Origin of the sequence: Methanococcoides sp., from assembly GCF_030594565.1 — an archaeon.
Classification (GTDB): Archaea; Halobacteriota; Methanosarcinia; order Methanosarcinales; family Methanosarcinaceae; genus Methanococcoides; species Methanococcoides seepicolus.
Window position 1 is genome coordinate 1 of the sequence record NZ_JAUVEY010000006.1, and the last position, 19,067, is coordinate 19,067.

Sequence of the window (19,067 nt, forward strand, 5' to 3'; positions counted from 1 at the left end):
ACAAAGAAAGACAACATCTTCATTAATAGATTTGCACTATCTATCAATTATATTCCTGAGCAGTTAATTGGCAGAGATGATGAAATCGATGAAATTGAAAGTCTTGTAGAACCAATCCTTTCCAATTCTGAGCCAAAAAATGCACTTGTAACTGGACTCACTGGCGTTGGAAAAACAGTCGTCATTGGACATGTAATGAGTACACTATTGGATGTTACAAAGGATTTCGACTTGAACGTTAAAATAGTAAATATAAACTGTAAACAAGATAATACCGATAATCGTATTATAGTTCATATCATAAATGATATCGATCCAACCAATAATATTCCGAAACAAGGATTATCTAAATCACAATACCTTGATTATATGTGGGAAATATTGTCCAGAGAAAGAATTATACTAATTGCAATTTTAGATGAAATCCATGTGCTCAAAAGCACTGATATCTTATATCATCTAAGTAGACCATCCCAATTCAAAAAATCAGATAACTATATTTTCATAGGGATTATCGGAATTTCAAATGACATATCTTTCTTGGACAATGTTGAATCCAGTATTTTATCATCATTTGGTGAACGCCACTTAATATTTTCTCCATATGGAGAAGAACAACTTGTGGAGATTCTTAAAAATCGTGTACCTATCGCATTCAAAGAAGGTGTTGTAATGGATGGAGTGCTTGAGTTATGTGCTAGATATTCAGATCATGGTGATGCAAGAACAGCTCTCGAAATACTTGATGCAGCTGGTGAGATGGCTAAGAATGAAAACTGTGGGACCATACAACCAGGTCATGTAAAAATGGCATATAATAAAGTCAATACAGATGCGTTATTTAAACTTGTTAAAGAATTACCTATCCAAACAAAGATTGTACTCGTTTCTACACTCATCGCTAATAAGATACATCCAAATAATACTACGACTGGTAATGTGGAGAAACAATACAAAGAATATGCTGATCACTTGGGCGTAGAAATCTTAACAAGAACTAGCATATCTAAGCACATTACTAAATTGGATACAATTGGGGTAATAGACGCAAGTATTGCAACCAAGAACAGAATGGGTATTACAAGGATTATTACTATAAATTTTGATTCAGAAGAACTTGGTAGAGCACTATTCCAAGATTTCAGATTATCCCCACTTGCACTTCAATCCTCAATTCTAAAAAACTTTCCAAAATTCGAAACAAAAATGGTATGGGATCAGGATCAATGCAAATTTGTTGAATGTGTAATAGAAGACTGAAATTAATAAATGATATGTGAATGAAATGATTACACATTTTCACATAAATGTGATTCATAGAGTGTGAATTATCTCAGCTTGACAAAAACCTGTTATTTTATGACAGTTTAGAAACATAACTATGTGTTTCTGACTGTTTTTGATAGAAAAAGGGTGAGGATAAGCAGTAAATGTTACAGTTTTAGCAATTAGACAATATTATTCGTAGCCGTTCTGTTTGCACCATTCTTTGATTTCCTTGACACGTCTCCTCTGAAAAGCTATTTTTCCTTCTCGTTCAATGGTCTCAGCGATTCGAAATGCATCATCTAAAGTGAATCGAGTGTCCTTTTGAAATTCCGGATCGTTACGAAATTCAGAATATTCCAGCACGAAAACATCTGAGTTTATATCATATAGGAAAGCACCGTCTTTCACGTTCCACTCTGAATCGCCTTGTCTTTTAACATGAAAGATATCGTGCCAATCATTTGAATTGCTCCCAAACTCGAATTTAACAGCCCGTTTAAGAATATCGTCCATTTTGTGTCTCCTGTAGTATTAAAAAGTTAACTCATCCCCAAGATATCTGGAACACAATTAGAGATTAGCGCCCTTTCAATATCAGGATTAATCCTTGCATAGAACGCCGCTGTGGTCCTCGTGGTGCTATGTTTCAATCTATATGCTATGATCTCCAAAGGCACACCCTTTGAAAGCATATACATGGCACATCCATGCCTGAATAAGTGTGCATGTATTGCCCTGATGCCTGCAATCTGTGCATAGTCCTTTAGGATTGCATCAACGGTCTGCCTTGCCATTGGCTTTTGTGGAACGTCTTTCTTATTATTGACATTCTGAAATAGCAAGCCTTTGACATGCCAGGTACGTACATAGTTTGAGAGTTTGAGAGTAACATCACTATCTATGCTTATAGTGTGCCATTTTCGTCTTTTCTTGACATAGAATTTAATCGTCTTTTTGTCATAATCTATGTCATCCTCTCGCATGGCCAGAACATCACTTATCCTGCCTGCAGTAGCCCACAGGACAATCATGAGCATTTTGTTACGATCCCGAATGAACAAGTTACGAACAGAGGATCTTTTCAAACTATCAAACTTCATGTCTGAAGCAGCTAATAGTTTGTGAAATTCCTCTAAAGTCAAGTGATCTACTTCATCCTGCAGGACAAGATCAGAGCTAGTTCTAATTGTTGGTAACATAGTCATTATTGTGTAATGTATTGTTTAATGTACTTAACGACAGATATAAGAAAGCAAAAAGAACCCGTAAAGCCTCTTTCAAATCTCTTATGTCTGTCAAAATAGATAGGAAGGTTAATGTTAAGACTTAATGGAATTTGTGGGTTCAAATCGCATCCCTCGCATAGAAAGTCGGAAATTGTATGAGTGTTTTTCAAAGGGTTCTAATAATGCATAATTTCCTGTCTCAGGTGATAAATTATGACTGGCAAAAAACAAAAGGATGGTCAGAAAAGTTTGACCACCCCTGAGGATTCTTTGACCACCTCTGAGAGTTTAATGTTCAAAACCCATGAAAACAGCCTTAAAACCAATGGCAAGGGGATGTGTTCAATTGATGGTCAAAAAATGGGCAAAAAAGAGGCAAAAATTCGACCACCACGGGGTAGTACAAAAAATCAATGGAACAAAGGTAACTGAATATGATGTACAAATCTGCAAACATCTTAATGAACACTGCAGCATCAGGGAAGTTGCAAGGAAGCTCAGGAAGCCTCATTCAGGGATTATTTACCGTATTGATAGATTAGTTAAGGCCGGACTCTTACTTGCTCATGCCGGAGCTTACAATACAAAAACCTTTGATATTTCGGCCAATTTACAACCGTTTCTCACATACGGTGAGGAAGTGGCTACTGTTGCCGTTTTTACTGCTCACAACATGGGGTTCAAATTTCCTCTATTATCCGGCAATCAGCCCACTTCTCATCTTCCTAAACTATACTTTTTGCGAAACGTCGGCTCTGCAGAAAAAGGAATCAAAATGCACATTTTGTTTCCTTTTCGTTTATCCTGGCTAATTTCCGGACATTGCACCGATTCCTTATAATCGTTACTCGTATCGTGTTTTTAGTTTTTGCCATTCATTTACGATTTCGTATTTAATTACAAAAAAGAAACACTTATAACCGATTGTTGCTTTTTACTTATTGTATGATGTACTCTAAAGAGTGGCTCAAAGAATCCGAATTAAAGACGATTCTGGAATTTCAGGATATTCCGGAGAAGTACGACACATGGACATTGTTAATGTATTATCCTGCATTGAGGATCTCCGAAGCTATCAACGTTAGAGTTAAAGATCTTAACTTTGAAAATCGCTGTATAGATGTATGGGGCGGCAAGGGTAAAGATATAACAGAGCTGCAGAAAGCACCATGTAAAGTCCAGGTACTGAAACGAATTAAGCGTTATTGTGATCACAACAACCTAAGACCGAACGATTACATTATGTTTAGTCAGAAAGGTAAACAAGTCACTCGATCATGGGTGTACAGGGTAGTAAATATCCTATGCGATAAAGCAGGCATAGACAAGCGTATTGGAACACATACCTTTAGACGTTCCAGAGCTGAACACCTACTCGATCGAGGCTTAGAACTTGCGTATGTGTCTAAGTATTTGCGTCACAAGAACCTTTCTACAACTATGCGATACCTAGACCTATCGATTGAAGATATAAACAGGCGACTAGGTGCGATAAATGACATTGATTTAATTTAAAATTTGAATATAGTTATCTTCGAGGTCTGCTTCTGGTCAGGTATGCGGTACGTTGAGGTTCAAAGGTTGTTATGACACCCCAAATTGATCATGAAGGAGAGAAGGACCGTTCATTTGCCAGCAGAAGCCCCGAGAAAGGCCATACGAATACAGCTTGAAAGATATATCCACCCAATACCACCACAACTTGAATCTGTACTCAAATATTTATTTTTTATCAATTCTCTTTATTATATATTCAATATTATTTTGCAATACCTGTTGATCCAAAGTAATATCTTCCATTTTATCAAGCATTTTATTGATCGTCTCTTTTACAAAGTACAATTCGGATTGAGTGGGAATTGAGATTAAATCAACCACTTTATGGGATGAACATTTAGGATCCTTATTGAAGCAGCGAGGAGCTTCTACTTGGCTGATAAATTCAAACCCACATTTCAAACATTTTACTTGCCGTTTCCGAACACGGCTATTGTCATTGATTTTAGGCATTTTACCCCTATTCGTAATAGACAGTTATAGACAGTAATAATTATAGTAATAGAAAGTAATAGGTAGTATATAGAATCAACGTAAAAATATCGGTTTGGTAGATTATAATACATATTCTATGTATTTGTTGGTAGATACCCATGCGTGCGAGGCAAAAGTGACCGGGATTCAGGACATGCCGGTATTACCTCGCAGTTACACAGATGTTCCTGGTATCTTGGTGTATTGCGATCCTAACATAAGATCATGGTTAATACTTGGTGCTGTAGTTACGAAATGTCACACCCATTGCTTATCTAAACCAATGCATAACATAGATTTTACACAACAAACTCTAGTCACTAAATTATATTCAAAGCCATTGATGATAGATCAATCAGGCAATCTTAACAAGTGGTGGCAATTCTGGAAGTAAGACAAACATACATTAAATGTCAGGTATAAGCAGTTACACTTCACAAGCGTTCATAATTTGACATTCTTGAATTAAATGTAAAACTTAGGAACTGATGCTATGAGCGATAAGCCGTTTACTCTCAATGCTCATGTGAGGGAAAGGTTGGAAGAATGGTATTGAGCAAACTTGGTCTTATAGTTGAAAATAACAATCTCAAATGCCACCATCAATAAATATGATTGAAGTCAACTATTAATGTAGCCATCAACAAATACGAAGATGGTAGTATGCTTCTGCACAATTCAAAAATAAAAGCAGAAAACTGGTCATATCTTTGGCTTGTTATTGGATTTATGTTTTTAATTTTCTCAAATGGAATCTGGAATGTTATTCCAATTGCAACATGGCTTGCCCCTGTATTTCTAATACGCTTTCTACGAACACAAAGCAAAACTAAAGGACTAATATTTTTTGCACTCTTATACATAATAGCATGGACAATTATGTTAGCTGGTGTGTATCCAGGCAATGTAGGATTAGTAACATCTTTATTTTATGGGATGATTTTTATCATACCTTTTTTTGCTGATAGATTAATTGCTCCAAAAACAAAGAGTTTTGTCTCCACATTAGTATTCCCTTCAGCATGGGTGACACTGGAATTAATTCTTTCTTTTACTTTCGCAGGTAGCTGGTTTTCACTTGTGAAAAATAAGGACAATGTTTATGCACAATTTTGAATGGATCAGGTACATGTGAGTGGGGTGTGCATTATTTTTAAAAATAAATTTGGACAAAAGGAAAAAAGGTGGATGCGTTCATTCGGAACTACTGTACGAATTTAAAAGTCAGAATGTTTGCTTTGTACTTACCCAGTTCTGCCTTCACATACCTAAATGATAAATTTGCCTTTTTAGCTAGGTTTTGAATACTGGTACTTTCCCGAATTTATTTTCGGCCAAAGTAAAAGACCCCTAGTCCTGCCCAGAATAACATGATAACCGATGTCATGATAAGCATCGGCATCGGGCCAAAATAGAATATCAGGGGTACAGAGGCAGCTGTAAATATCCCACCGCCTACTATCGGTTCAAATAGCAGCTGTTTATAACCAAATCCCTCAAGGGCAGGAGATTTTGAATCAGGATCGGCTATCCTCATTAACAACAGGCCACTTGCCGTCATCCCCATAGACTGTCCAAAATTACCTATGCTCCTTTCGAACCAGTATGAAGGCATCATTTTTGGTCCAAGGTATAAGAACGCTATCAGATTCCATACAATTCCAACTGTGGCAAGTATGAGGAAAGGCATCAGATTGTTTCCGATAACCGTTAGTGACAGTGTGGCTATTGCACTGGTTATCAGAATGTCAAGAGATAAACCCTGTATCCTCATCATAAGATCTCTGTCCAGAGTATAGTACGGGTCGAACTTATCAAGGAACATCTGTAGTATGATGCCTCCTATCATTGCCAGGGGGAAAAGAGGTAAATGGGCAAGCAGATATATTCCCGTTGCCTGGCCCCAAGTAATCGCCTCTATCCATATCAGTGCCTGAAGGATAAAATACCCGACCCCAATAGCAACTCCCACATAGGCAAAATGAAGTGAAAGCGGCTCGATGGATTCGGGTCTTGTAGTTATCTTCCCCGCAGACTCCCTTGCGTCAAAATCAATGATGCCTTTCTGATAGGTTTCACTAAGGGATAACTGGGATTGATCTTTCAGCACACTTGTTTTTCCTGACCTTACACCATAGTTCAAAAGCACGATCCCAAAAATGACACCAAAGAGAATACCCACAGTTGCAAGCCCAAGTGCCAGGTCTGTTGCATCTGAAAATCCAAGTTCCTCAAAAGTAGCGCTCATACCGGCTGCAGTACCATGCCCGCCTTCAAATGATATTTCTATAAGGGCACCTACCATTGGGTCCATTCCAAAAAAAGGGGTCAGTATCAGAATCGCGGCCAATATGCCGAACACATACTGACCCCATGCTATGGTCTGTCCGTGGGCAATTTGTGGTCCTGCAAGAAGCCATATGTCTTTGATCGCAGGTAGTTTTTTCCCAAGAAAAAGTGTTGCAAATATGATGTTTATGAAAAGCCCGGGCAGAGTGGTCCACGCATCAAGCATCTCTTCTGGAAATATCCCTCCTGATAGGAACGTACTGCTATCTCCTATCCATGAGATCAAATAACCCAGGACCTCAGGTCCAAGAAATAAAGCCAGGAATCCCCCGATAAGAGAACTGGGTATGAAGAGCTTTTGGATGGGGGGTGACATAACCCTTATCCATTTCCCAAGAAGCAGGATGACACCAAGTACGAGAAAGCTCATTCCGATCATTGCAGCCGACATTTAGATAACCTCCGCTTGCCTTTTCAGGATTTGAATAAAGGCAACGGCCCATCTTTGTCGGGAACGATATATACATTTTTGCTTTTACAGTAGTTTCGAATGACCTTAGTTCCGATCAACTGCTCTTTTTTACAAACTGCAAAGCTTATGCCATCAAATGTAAAATTTGATTACCAGGATGTTGTCACAGTCATGTTACATACCGCAACATCCTCTACTAACTCTCTTGAATCGGCAAGTAATGATCTAATATTTAAAAGCTTTACTCGAAAAATACCATCCGCGGATACCATTTTCGGGCTCTGTAGAAAACCTCTATATTCAAGGGACAAATCGAATTGTGATTATTTTGATGAACTAAAGAAAGGGGTATTATAAAGGATTCAAGGTGGCACGGGCAGCGCATCACTTTCCCGATCCAGGCCACATTGGTTATTTGAGTTCAATGCATGAGAAAGCCAGCTTGATAATCCCCCATGGACGTCATCAAATTATATCACTTCACGCCATCCATATGAGAGTTATCATGCAGTAACAGACAATTCAACCATCTTATCCCCCTCTTATCCCCCTCTTCAATAATCATGTCCAGTAACGGATTCACTATATTTACCATATTCCTGTTCAATGCAAGGAGAGTCATGCCCTTCTTCATCCTCAACTCCATAATGACATCACCAATCTTTTCTCCATGCATCTCTTTTGGAAAATCATTATCGGTGATAATCACTAATTTTAACCTTCCTTGCGAGAATGACAAATAAAGAGATATTACGAATTACACATTTTTGACAGATATAACAAAGGAGATGAAAAGAATGTATCCAGAATTGTAACTATTCAGCCCACAGAAACACGCATCAATGTGCCTTGTTGAAATTATTAATAGCGTATATGTTATGCACCGATTAGGATTTATAAAATATCAAATAATGACCACTGATTGTGATTTTTACATTTTTGTCCGATTGGGGACATGTATGTGGGTTGCACGAAAATCAGCATTAAGCAATTGATTAGGGTAGGCTGAATAGTTACCCAGAATTTAAAGTATCATGCAATGAAGAAGGAGAGCTTTACCTTCATGTAGATGGATGGGAACATCAAGAGCCAAAGACGAAAGAGCAATTATTAGATCTATTGGCAGGATGGGTTAATATCCACAGTACTATTTTAAAAAAGTAAATTTCACATTCCTTGTCGGGATGTCAGATATTGAAGAATTACAATTGTACATTAAATGTCAGGTATAAGCAGTTACATATCACAATCATACATATATTGACATTCTTGAATGAAATGTAAAAGTTAGGAGCTGATGCTGAGGATGATAAGCCTTTTACTCTCAATGCTCATGTTGGGAGGAGGTTAGAAAAGTGGGGGGAAACAGGGCTTCTGTTAATGTATGATATAAAAAAAGTATCAAGTACTATCGGTGGGGCTTATATATCTAGATATTATCAAACCTTAATCCGCGATTAGTTGCATCTACAACTACATATATAATTAGTTGCAACATCAATCATATGTAGTTGCGTTCGCAACAATATTTCTTGAACCATTTGGAGGATCGTAAAAATGAAAGTAATTGGACTCAATGGAAGCCCACATACTAATGGAAACACAGCAAAACTTGTAAATGAAGTTCTTTCAGGTGCTTCTGAAAACAATGCAGAGATAAAGATGTACAACCTAGCTAATATGGATATTTCACCTTGCAAAGGTTGCAATGCCTGCAGAAAGGATGGGATCTGTGTGTTGGATGATGATATGCAGCATCTTTACAATGAGAGAGAGAGTTCAGATGCTATTGTATTTGGTTATCCTGTATATTTCGGCTACATAACTGCACAGGCAAAGGCCTTTGTGGATCGTCTTTATGTCTATGAAAAACCAGATTTAACAAGCAGACTCAGTGGTAAGAATAAGAAGATGACTCTTGCATTCACACAAGGAAATCCTAATCTAGATCCATTTAGCTCTTGTTTCTCAACTGTTGCTATGGTGTTTGGTTTCCTTGGCTTTGATGTGAAAGGAAGAATTGCTGCAGGGTGCACAGTAGAGAAATCAGATATCCTTTCCCAAGAAAGCATACTAAAAACTGCAAAGCAGATGGGTAAAGATTTATAAATTTTTATAAAGGCTGTAGACAACTATTATACAGCTGTTCTTAATGTTGATTTTTTTAAAAAGAGGTGTACTAATGCACGATAAAGAATTCATTGGAAAATATATTTCATACTTCCACAGGTATGCTCAGATATACATTGAAAAAGAGCTGAAACCCTATGATATTGGAAGTGGACAGTTCGGTTTTTTGATGCACCTCTATAAAATGAATGGTGTCAATCAGGAAACCCTTTCCCAGACTATTAAAGTGGATAAGGCCACAGCTACAAGAGCCATAAAGAAACTGATCGAGGAAGGATATGTTTTCAGGCAGAGTGACAAAGAAGACAGACGTTCATACCTTGTTTTTCTTACAGAGAAAGGAAGAGCAATCGAACCTGATATGAAAAAGATAGCTGCGAAGTGGGAAAATATCCTTTTATCTGATTTCGATGACAGTCAAAGAAAATTTATTATGGACTTACTTGAAAAGATGTTCAAGAATGTATCCAAAATAATGTGAGATCAATAGGCAAAATCATGGAATTTAGAAACATTCACCTTCTAATGCTTTGTATCATTGCATTCTTTGCCATGGCAGGAGGTGCGATTTTAGCACCAGTATTGCCAGAGATGGTAGAACCTCTGCAAACAACATCCCATGAAATAGGGCTGTTGATGTCGGTGTATACTATCTCAACGGCTATTTTCACACTGGTTATAGGACATTTCATTGACCGTGTAAACCGTAAGAAGATACTTGTTCCTTGCCTTATGATCTATGGTCTAATGGGGCTTGTAAGCTATTTTATATCTGATTTGCAATCACTTCTGATTTTGAGGTTCATACAGGGCATTGGAGTAGCAGGGATGATGTCCCCAGCCATGCTAATAATAGGGGATGCGTACAAGGGTCTTGAAAGTGTGCATGCTATGAGCAAGGTTAGTATGGCAATTGCCATTGGCTCGATATCCGCCCCTCTTATAGGCGGAGGACTGTCTATTTGGGGATGGAACTATCCATTCCTTTTCTATGCACTTTCACTGCCATTTGCTTTTGTTGTGATGACATTTCTTCCAGAGACAAGGGTTCAGAAGAAAAATAGTGATCACAAAGGCATATTTGATGTGCTTACAGCACTCAAAGAATTGCAGATAATATATACGGTATTCCTGAGCTTTGCAATTTTCTTTTTACTATATTCTCTGGTCATCTACATGCCCTTTATGCTCAAGGATGTATACGGCTATACGGCAAAAGAAGCTGGACTTATATTGGCTTTTCAAGGAATAACTGTCATTTTAATGGCATCTCGTGTGAAGATTCTAGCTAGTAAGCATTCAATGATAAAGGTTATTACTGCTGGGTTTGCACTTGTTGGGTTAGCAATTATATCTATCTCATTTGCACATTCGATTGTCACAGTTCTTCTTTTATTGTTGCTATTCGGAGCAGGCTTTGGGCTTGCGCGAACCGCAATTGATGCACAGATAATTCAGATATCCCCCTCAGATTCAAGAGGTGGTGTGCTGTCTATTCACAACGCCATGAAATATGTTGGTCAGAGTCTTTCTCCCATAGTGCTTGGTATAGTCCTGTTGCATTTCAATCTTGACACGGTCTTCATGGCATCAGGCTCCTTTGGGCTGCTTGTTGCTTTGATGACGTATTTATTGAAGAAAAGATTTGATAGCTCAGGTGATATTACCGTTAAAGATACGGGAATTTCGTTGTCAGATTCATCATCGATTGAACCTTTAGATGAGGTAGTATAAGTTCTAAAATACATTAATAGAAGTAATTCTATTCTGTCCCATATAGAAATTCATTGAAATTATGGGATTTTTATTTACTCTTTCTCACTACCTTTAATTAAGCCTAATTCGTTCTGAGCAAATGCGAATATATTATAAATATTAGAAAAGTGATAACTCAAACTTCCGAGGGATTATGCAATTTTCTCACAAAACCCCTGTGCCATATTTTTCTTTGTATATATCCCCGACTTGTTATGCGAGGGATGCGATTTGAACCTGCAAATATATCCAAGTCTTAATATCAACCTTCCTTGTTCAGATGTCAAATATTGAAGAATTACAAATGTACATTAAATGTCAGGTATAAGTAGTTACATTTCACAATCATACATATTTTGACATTCTTGAATGAAATGTAAACGTTAGGAGCTGATGCTGAGGATGATAAGCCTTTTACTCTCAATGGTCATATGAGGGAGAGGTTGGATAATTGGGAACAAGAATGGATATAAATTATTTTGTTAGTGTCCGATGTGGTATTTTTTATCATTTCCATATTCTTAGAAAATCCGTGTCATTTTGTTTTCCAATAAAAAAAGAACTGAAGCCATCAATAAATAATGGCTATGTAGTTCTAAATTTAGTTTAATTCAGGATTCTTTTCTGAGACACATAAACCAGTCCAGACAATATTTGCCTTCTTCTTCTGATTCAACTCTTTCTTTTGCAGCTCCACATGATCCAGGTGGTGGGATTATAACATCATCACCAGGATTCCAATTTGCAGGCGTTGCAATATTTTCTTTATCTGATTTTTGCATTGCAATAATCATCCTTTTGATCTCATCCATGTTCCTTCCATTTGATAATGGATAGTAGAGTATTGCCCTTACCTTTGCTTCTGGATCCATAATGAATACTGCTCTAACTGCCTGATTGTCAGAAGCGTTTGGCTGAATCATCCCAAACATTTTAGCAACTTCCATTTTGATATCTGCAATTACAGGGAATAAAACTTCAACATTCTTCATACCCTTGTACTCAATCTTCTCTTTTATTGTCCTTAACCAGGCAATATGTGCATATTTACTATCAATGGACAAACCTATTAGTTCAGTATTAAGTTCACAAAATTCTTCTTGCATACTTGCAAATGTCATGAATTCTGTGGTGCATACAGGCGTAAAGTCTGCAGGATGACTGAATAATATTACCCACTTTCCTTTGTAATCTTCTGGGAAACTAATCTCTCCCATAGTTGTATCTACTTTAAACTTCGGTGCAATATCGCCTATTAGTGGCATGGTTATTCGTTCTGCATTTTCGGTTTCGTTCATTGTTAATTCACTCCAGCTTACATAAGGAATATGTAAAAAAGTCAGATATTACTATAAATAAATTCCTGAGATAATCAACGATGTTAATACTCGTACTAATTTCATTCAATGTCTAAAAACAAATTATCAACGCATTACTTTTAGGGATGCATAACGGAAAAATAAACTTTTGTAATATTGGCAAAAGTATAAAAAACAAAGTTACCTTTACCTTTATGTTTGGATATAGGTCGTGCAAACAATTCACACAATCGTGTACAAAAAAATAGAGTTACCTATATCCCCAAAAGATTGTGCGGGGGATAAGATTCGAACCGATGTGCTCTCAAATTTTTAGAAGAGTAACATTTTTGTCTTTGATTCGATTGTGCACATAACTCACACAAACCCGTTCACTTTTTTGGAGTTAGCTATATCCCCGACTTTCTATGCGAGGGATGCGATTTGAACCCACCAATCTATCCAAGTATTTATCTTAACTTGCGAGAATGACAGATAGAAACTAATTACAGAATACACATAAATGACAGACATAAGAAGTGTGGAAAATATGAGTGAAAGAGAAATGATGTCCGTGGATAAATTGTACGCAATGCCATTGAGCAGGTTTGTTGAGAGATGTGTCGCATGGTGTGATGAGTTCAATGATGGCAAGGAAATGAAGATCGAGGGTAATGATGTTTGCCCTGTTCAGTTATGGGTTATGGCAAATGGGAGCAATTGCCCAGGCGAGACCGTGGTGGACCTAATTGCAACCTGTAAAGTATGCGGAGACCCCGTGTGCCCTGATTGCATGAATCATAATGTGCATCAGTTGTCAAGAGTGACCGGATACCTCTCAAACGTGAGCGGTTGGAATGAAGCAAAAAAACAGGAATTAAAAGATCGAAACAGAAACTTTTAATTTACATTCCTTGCGAGAATGACAGATATTGAAGAATTACAAATGTACATGTTATGTCAGGTCTAAAGCGAATGCTTGAATGAAATGCAGTGAAAACATATGTCCAAGTTCTTACAATATAAAGTTTTGAGGTGATTGCATTTCAAACAAGTTCAAACCCATTCGTCCGGGGATAGATGATAGTGTTGTAGATACTTCTTTGCTTCCAAAATGGTTCTTATTAGTTGCAGCCATTTTTTTAATGTTTAGTTTTTTTGTATTGGCAATATTCCCTGAATTTTTTGCATTAGGTGCTATAACAGCAATAATTGTTTGTGCAGTTATTGGTGTTCTGTACATTCTTAAGACAAGACGTTAATCTTAACCTTCCTAATGCGGAAATGTAAGATATAAGGAACGAAACCAAGGGGCTTATTTTTATGTCAATGTCCTCTATTTCTGTCATTATCTCAATAGTATCTGACCTTTCGTAACAATTCATGATAGGTAAAACAGTTGATCTTAACAAATTGTGGCAATTCTGGAAGTAACAAAAGGGACATTTCGTTTCCAAAATATTTTTATACCACGGTGCATGTTTTTTTAAAGTGCCTTTGAGGTATATTTTGTGGGGGTTCAATTGCAATCATGGACAAAAATTCAAAGAAAGTGGCCAATGCACTTAAATTACTATCTATTCTCATCGTTATATTTATTTCATCACTGATACTTTCAGCAAACTTTGTCCCGTCAAAATATTTGAAGGATTTTTCGGAACATTCTGTGGAAGAGATCCTTCCACATGAAGTATTTGGAGAGCAGACATTCTCCTTCTCCGATAGATACGTTCTAAGTACTGGTGAGACATTCAAACTGCCGGATAATTATAATCTCATTCCAAGGCAGATCGATGTCGAAGGCAGAAGGGCGTGGTTGGAGGTTTCCAGGAACGGTGATTTCGTAGACGATCAGGTCTTGCCTATCTCAGATGACCTGGGATCAGGCTGGGATGTGTATTCAGAAGATGGGAATGAGTTGATGTTTAGGATATATCTAAACGATGTATATCTAAACAAGATCGACAGTGGCTCAACGGAAAGTGTATGCGTGGTATATATAGAAATGATGTGAAACCGATACCTCCCGGAAAACCGTTAAAGGTGGTATCTTTTTCTGTAAACAATTTGGGGTGAAATCATGAATCGAGACTACTAAGCTTTAGCTTTTAAAATCTGCATAACTAATACTTGAAATAAAAAATACAACAAAAAGGATATTTGTCCACCCTCCGAGTTTAACATGTTTACAGAAGAATAACTCAGGGAAGAGGTCATTGATCTAAAATTGGGCCAACATAGACCAAACATTAAATAATGGCATGAAGAGGCATTTCTACAACAACAAACGTATTGTTGCGAATGCCTCTTCTTAAAAGGAAATTATTTTATTCTGCTTCTCTTCATCAGCAGAGAGTTCGTCACAACCGAGACCGAGCTCATGGCCATGAACGCCGCTGCCATTGCAGGAGTCACAAGCACCTGATGGAACACAGGATACAGAATTCCTGCAGCTATTGGGATACCAAGACTGTTGTAGCCGAAAGCCCAGAACAGGTTCTGTTTGATCTTCCTCATGGTAAGCCGGCTTAACTTCAGTGAGGCCACAACATCAAGAAGATCGTTCCTGATTAGCACTATCTGAGCGGATTCCATGGCCACATCTGTTCCGGCACCCATGGCAATACCAACGTCCGCCTGCGTGAGTGCAGGAGCATCGTTGATGCCGTCACCAACCATTGCAACGATCTTGTTCTCTTTCTGAAGCTTCTTCACCTCAGCAGCTTTGTCTTCAGGCAACACTTCGGAAAGAACGCGGTCTATGCCAGCTTCCGAAGCTATCGCAGATGCTGTCCTGCTGTTATCGCCGGTCATCATCACGACCTCGATACCCATATCCCTTAGTTTGGAAACAGCCTGAACTGAGTTCTCTTTCAGGGTATCAGCAACTGCAACAATACCAATGGCATTACCATCGGCTGAGACCAGCATGGCGGTCTTGCCCTGAAGTTCAAGTTCTTCAAGATCGTCACTCATACCGGATACATCGACATTATTATCGGCCATGAGCTTGCGAGTGCCAAGAAGTACTTTCCGTCCATCGATAGTAGCAGTGACCCCATGTCCCGGAATTGAATCGAATTCGGTGGTATCCAGTATGTCAACATTCCCATCCACAGCCCCATTTACGATAGCCTCACCAAGTGGATGTTCCGATCCCTTCTCAGCTGTTGCTGCAAGGGAGAGGACCTCATCTCTTGAGTGACCACCAAACGTCATCACGTCTGTGAGCACCGGCTTTCCTTCTGTGAGGGTGCCGGTCTTATCGAACACTATGGTGCCTATCTTCCGGGTTACCTCAAGCGCTTCGCCGCCTTTGATGAGAATACCGTTCTCAGCACCTTTACCGGTACCTACCATGATAGCCACAGGCGTTGCAAGCCCCACAGCACAGGGACAAGATATCACAAGTACTGTTATACCGATAAGAAGTGAGAACAAGAACGGGCTTGATATCACTGAATACTGGGCAACATCATATAGACCGTACCCGATAAAGAACCAGAACAGGAATGAGAGGACAGCGATCGCAATTACTGCAACGATGAACCTTCCAGCCACAAAGTCCGCTACTCTTTGAATGGGTGCCTTTGATGTCTGTGCATCTTCCACAAGCTTGATGATCTGTGCAAGTGCTGTATCAGCGCCCACCTTGGTAGCCTTGAAGTTAAAGGAACCAGTTGCATTGACCGTTGCACCTATTACAGTATCTCCGGCATTCTTCTCCACGGGAATGCTCTCACCGGTTATCATGGATTCATCTATTGAAGAGGTTCCTTCTACAACGACACCATCTACTGGAAGCTTTTCACCGGGTCTGACAACTACGATATCACCTGTAGCAACATCCTCCACAGCCACTTCGATCTCTTCATCGTTCCTTATCACACGTGCAGTCCTTGCCTGCAACCCGATAAGCTTCCTGATAGCTTCGGAGGTCCGTCCCCTTGCCTTTGCTTCAAGGTAGCGCCCGAACGTTATGAAAGTGATCAGCATTGCTGCCGTTTCAAAGAAAGTGTGCTGGTATCCTGGACCGAGATCAATGAAACTGGTAACCACGCTGATAGTGTATGCAGCACCGGTACCGGTGGCTATTAGCAGGTTCATATCAGCAGAACCGTGTCTCAGACCCTTATAGGCACCAACGAAGTACTGTCGTCCAGGGAAGGCCATGACGATGGTAGTAAGAATGAAAAGTACCATCCTGTCGGCAAGTATGGGCGGAACAAAATAGAGATACTGTGGAAATCCTGCACTCATTCCTCCAAGGGCAATCGGAATGGTAAGCAAAACGGCAATGATCAGATTGTTCCTCTGATGTGTCATCTCCGTGTCCCTTGCAGCCCTTTCGCGATCAAGAGGACTTCCTTCTTTTTTCACAGATGCTGTATAACCTATTTCTTCAATGGCTTTGAGCATATCTGCTGCTGAGACCTTGTCGGGATCATATTCGGCACGTGCGGTGGACATGGGAAAGTTCACACTGGCATTGCTCACGCCATCAAGCTTCTTAAGGGCACGTTCAATATTTGTGGCACAGGCAGCACAGGTCATGCCCCCGACATCAAAGGCCATCTCATCTTTCAGTATCCCATAGCCGGTATCTTCAACTGTTTTTTCCAGCTTGTCCGTTGTGAAGATCTGCGGATCATAAGTAACAGATGCTTTCTCAAGAGGAAGATTTACTGTTGCAGATAGCACACCAGGTTGTTTCTTCAGGGCATCCTCTATGCGGATAGCACAGGCAGCACAGGTCATACCTGTAACTTTCAACGTAGTTTCCACAGGTTTTTTATCTGCTTCCTTAGTTGCTTTCTCCCCATTGTCCTTAAGAAGCTCAACGGGTGCTGGATGTGACGTGCTTTTTCCCTCTGCATCGATCTTGTCCCCCATCTCGATCTTTTTTGTGTCCTCTGCCAAATCATCAGGCTTCTCAGAATTGATATCCTTGCCTACCTCATAACCTGAACCAAGAATTGCCTGTTCGATCTCTTCAAGACTTACCTTTTCAGGATCGTAAATGACGGTCGCATTGTTCTCTTCAAGACTTACATCGACACTTTCCACGCCTTTAAGCGAGGAGATGGCTTTTGTAACCCTCTCGTGACAATGCATACATGTCATTCCAAGAACGTCTATCTTAGCTTCCATGTTGTTGCACCATTGTTAATAGGATATTTCTGTCTAAAAATACTGCTTATCGTGCAGCATAAAAAAATAATAAAAAGATAAGGCCTTAAGCCTTGTATCCGGAATCGTTCACAGCTTTTTTAATGGCATCGATGTTCGTTGAATTTTCATCATAGGAGACTTCAGCTTCACCTTTGTCGAGATCGACATCTACGGATGAAACTCCTGTAACCCCGGATATTGCTTTTTCAACATGCATCTTGCAGTGCCCACATGACATGCCGTCAACTTTTATTTTGGTTTCTACCATTTAATTCACTCCCAAAATTAAGAGGGTTTTTCATTAATTTATACTTTTGCAATATTTTATGCTGCCGTTAATTACTTAAGGCAACAAATATTTACAATCATCTGTTAACAGCGTTAACATATAGTAGTATCGCTTATTTGATTAAAATTGACCACACCGATAAAATTAAATGCAATATATAAAAATTAGGTAAGATTGATATAGCTCAATAAGAGATATTTACATGGTGAGAATATGCAGGACATGAAAGAGATCATTGAAAGGATCAATAATTTAAAAATGGAACTTAATGCAGTTATTCTTGCTCATAACTATCAGCGTCCCGAAGTACAGGACATTGCAGATTTTACAGGCGATTCCTTGGGATTGAGCCAGCAGGTGGTCAATTCGGATGCGGATGTCATCGTATTCTGTGGTGTTGATTTCATGGCGGAAAGTGCAGCAATTCTAAGTCCGGAAAAGACCGTGCTCCTTCCGGAAAAGGATGCAGGCTGCCCAATGGCCGAGATGGTTGATGTCATATCCCTTGATGATGAAAAGAAGAAACATCCTGATGCTGCTGTTGTGTGCTATGTGAACTCATCTGCACTGATAAAAGCACAGAGTGATATTTGCTGCACCTCAGCCAATGCCATCGATGTGGTGAACTCTCTTGAGGAAGATGAGGTGATCTTTGTTCCGGACAAGAACCTCGGAAACTATGTTGCAGGTTTCACGGATAAGAAGATCTATGCATGGAATGGTTTCTGTCCCACACATCACCAGATGCGTGCCCATGACGTAATTAAAGCAAAGGAAGAACATCCCGATGCACTGTTCCTGGCACATCCCGAATGTCGTACAGAAGTGCTGGAACTTGCTGATGAAGTGTTGAGCACAACGGCTATCTTAAAGTATGCAAAGAAGTCCGAAGCAAAGGAATTCATCATCGGTACGGAGAATGGACTCCTTCACAGACTGAGAAAGGAGAATCCGGAAAAGAAGTTCTATTATGTTTCCGAATTCACTATCTGTACGAACATGAAAATAACAACTCTTGAATCCGTCCTCGATGCACTTGAGAACATGCAGTATGTTATCACTGTGCCTGAAGATATAAGGCTTAAGGCAAAGAAAGCACTTGACAGGATGCTTGCGGTCAAACGCACTATGTGACA

The 19,067-nt window shown here is 39.2% G+C and carries 19 protein-coding genes; 10 read left to right on the forward strand and 9 right to left on the reverse strand.

Annotated features, from left to right (window positions below; all coding sequences use genetic code 11):
* Positions 1-1,260, forward strand: a 1,260-nt coding sequence (locus QAS77_RS01075; protein WP_305063853.1) for a Cdc6/Cdc18 family protein, incomplete at its 5' end; no start/stop codon positions are given.
* Positions 1,261-1,458: 198 nt separating this feature from the next.
* Here QAS77_RS01075 and QAS77_RS01080 read toward each other — a convergent pair.
* Positions 1,459-1,782, reverse strand: coding sequence for a hypothetical protein (locus QAS77_RS01080; protein WP_305063854.1), 324 nt, complete (start codon positions 1,780-1,782; stop codon positions 1,459-1,461).
* A 26-nt stretch (positions 1,783-1,808) separates the two neighbouring features.
* Positions 1,809-2,306, reverse strand: a complete 498-nt coding sequence (locus QAS77_RS01085) for a tyrosine-type recombinase/integrase (RefSeq protein WP_305063855.1) — start codon at positions 2,304-2,306, stop codon at positions 1,809-1,811.
* A gap of 538 nt (positions 2,307-2,844) precedes the next feature.
* Between QAS77_RS01085 and QAS77_RS01090 the strand changes: the two genes are divergently transcribed.
* Together QAS77_RS01090 and QAS77_RS01095 are read left to right on the forward strand one after the other, a co-directional pair.
* Positions 2,845-3,336 carry a winged helix-turn-helix domain-containing protein gene (locus QAS77_RS01090; protein WP_305063856.1) on the forward strand — a complete coding sequence of 164 codons (492 nt, stop codon included), beginning with the start codon at positions 2,845-2,847 and terminating at the stop codon, positions 3,334-3,336.
* A 104-nt stretch (positions 3,337-3,440) separates the two neighbouring features.
* A complete protein-coding gene (locus QAS77_RS01095) occupies positions 3,441-4,010 on the forward strand; it encodes a tyrosine-type recombinase/integrase (RefSeq protein ID WP_305063857.1) in 570 nt (189 codons plus the stop codon).
* Positions 4,011-4,217: 207 nt separating this feature from the next.
* Here QAS77_RS01095 and QAS77_RS01100 read toward each other — a convergent pair whose 3' ends face one another.
* Positions 4,218-4,505 carry a hypothetical protein gene (locus QAS77_RS01100; protein WP_305063858.1) on the reverse strand — a complete coding sequence of 96 codons (288 nt, stop codon included), beginning with the start codon at positions 4,503-4,505 and terminating at the stop codon, positions 4,218-4,220.
* Between the two features lie 636 nt (positions 4,506-5,141).
* Here QAS77_RS01100 and QAS77_RS01105 point away from each other — a divergent pair.
* Positions 5,142-5,642, forward strand: coding sequence for a hypothetical protein (locus QAS77_RS01105; RefSeq protein ID WP_305063859.1), 501 nt, complete (start codon positions 5,142-5,144; stop codon positions 5,640-5,642).
* 208 nt (positions 5,643-5,850) lie between these two features.
* Here QAS77_RS01105 and QAS77_RS01110 read toward each other — a convergent pair whose 3' ends face one another.
* Positions 5,851-7,266, reverse strand: coding sequence for a sodium/glutamate symporter (locus QAS77_RS01110; protein WP_305063860.1), 1,416 nt, complete (start codon positions 7,264-7,266; stop codon positions 5,851-5,853).
* Between the two features lie 496 nt (positions 7,267-7,762).
* Positions 7,763-7,996, reverse strand: coding sequence for a hypothetical protein (locus tag QAS77_RS01120; RefSeq protein WP_305063861.1), 234 nt, complete (start codon positions 7,994-7,996; stop codon positions 7,763-7,765).
* Positions 7,997-8,844: 848 nt separating this feature from the next.
* Between QAS77_RS01120 and QAS77_RS01125 the strand changes: the two genes are divergently transcribed.
* The 3 genes from QAS77_RS01125 to QAS77_RS01135 all read left to right on the forward strand — a co-directional run bounded on the left by QAS77_RS01125 (position 8,845) and on the right by QAS77_RS01135 (position 11,151).
* Entirely contained in the window at positions 8,845-9,396 is a 552-nt protein-coding gene (locus QAS77_RS01125) for a flavodoxin family protein (RefSeq protein WP_305063862.1), read from the forward strand.
* A 73-nt stretch (positions 9,397-9,469) separates the two neighbouring features.
* A complete protein-coding gene (locus QAS77_RS01130) occupies positions 9,470-9,898 on the forward strand; it encodes a MarR family winged helix-turn-helix transcriptional regulator (protein ID WP_305063863.1) in 429 nt (142 codons plus the stop codon).
* A gap of 17 nt (positions 9,899-9,915) precedes the next feature.
* Positions 9,916-11,151 (forward strand): MFS transporter, encoded by a 1,236-nt coding sequence (locus QAS77_RS01135; protein ID WP_305063864.1) that lies wholly within the window; start codon positions 9,916-9,918, stop codon positions 11,149-11,151.
* 632 nt (positions 11,152-11,783) lie between these two features.
* Here QAS77_RS01135 and QAS77_RS01140 read toward each other — a convergent pair.
* Positions 11,784-12,470, reverse strand: a complete 687-nt coding sequence (locus tag QAS77_RS01140) for a peroxiredoxin (RefSeq protein ID WP_305063865.1) — start codon at positions 12,468-12,470, stop codon at positions 11,784-11,786.
* A 523-nt stretch (positions 12,471-12,993) separates the two neighbouring features.
* Here QAS77_RS01140 and nrdD point away from each other — a divergent pair.
* Positions 12,994-13,374: an anaerobic ribonucleoside-triphosphate reductase gene (gene nrdD / locus QAS77_RS01145; protein ID WP_305063866.1), complete on the forward strand. Its 381-nt coding sequence runs from the start codon at positions 12,994-12,996 to the stop codon at positions 13,372-13,374.
* Positions 13,375-13,485: 111 nt separating this feature from the next.
* On the opposite strand, the gene QAS77_RS01150 is transcribed toward nrdD, so the two are convergent.
* The gene (locus QAS77_RS01150) at positions 13,486-13,713 is read right to left on the reverse strand and encodes a hypothetical protein (protein WP_250869232.1); all 228 of its coding nucleotides are present in this window, start codon (positions 13,711-13,713) and stop codon (positions 13,486-13,488) included.
* Positions 13,714-14,001: 288 nt separating this feature from the next.
* Here QAS77_RS01150 and QAS77_RS01155 point away from each other — a divergent pair, with 288 nt between their 5' ends.
* Entirely contained in the window at positions 14,002-14,484 is a 483-nt protein-coding gene (locus QAS77_RS01155) for an S-layer protein domain-containing protein (protein ID WP_305063867.1), read from the forward strand.
* Positions 14,485-14,792: 308 nt separating this feature from the next.
* On the opposite strand, the gene QAS77_RS01160 is transcribed toward QAS77_RS01155, so the two are convergent.
* The gene (locus QAS77_RS01160; protein WP_305063868.1) at positions 14,793-17,621 is read right to left on the reverse strand and encodes a heavy metal translocating P-type ATPase; all 2,829 of its coding nucleotides are present in this window, start codon (positions 17,619-17,621) and stop codon (positions 14,793-14,795) included.
* An 85-nt stretch (positions 17,622-17,706) separates the two neighbouring features.
* Positions 17,707-17,910 (reverse strand): heavy-metal-associated domain-containing protein, encoded by a 204-nt coding sequence (locus tag QAS77_RS01165; protein ID WP_250868637.1) that lies wholly within the window; start codon positions 17,908-17,910, stop codon positions 17,707-17,709.
* 234 nt (positions 17,911-18,144) lie between these two features.
* Between QAS77_RS01165 and nadA the strand changes: the two genes are divergently transcribed.
* Positions 18,145-19,065 (forward strand): quinolinate synthase NadA, encoded by a 921-nt coding sequence (nadA, locus tag QAS77_RS01170; RefSeq protein WP_305063869.1) that lies wholly within the window; start codon positions 18,145-18,147, stop codon positions 19,063-19,065.
* Positions 19,066-19,067: the final 2 nt, after the last annotated feature.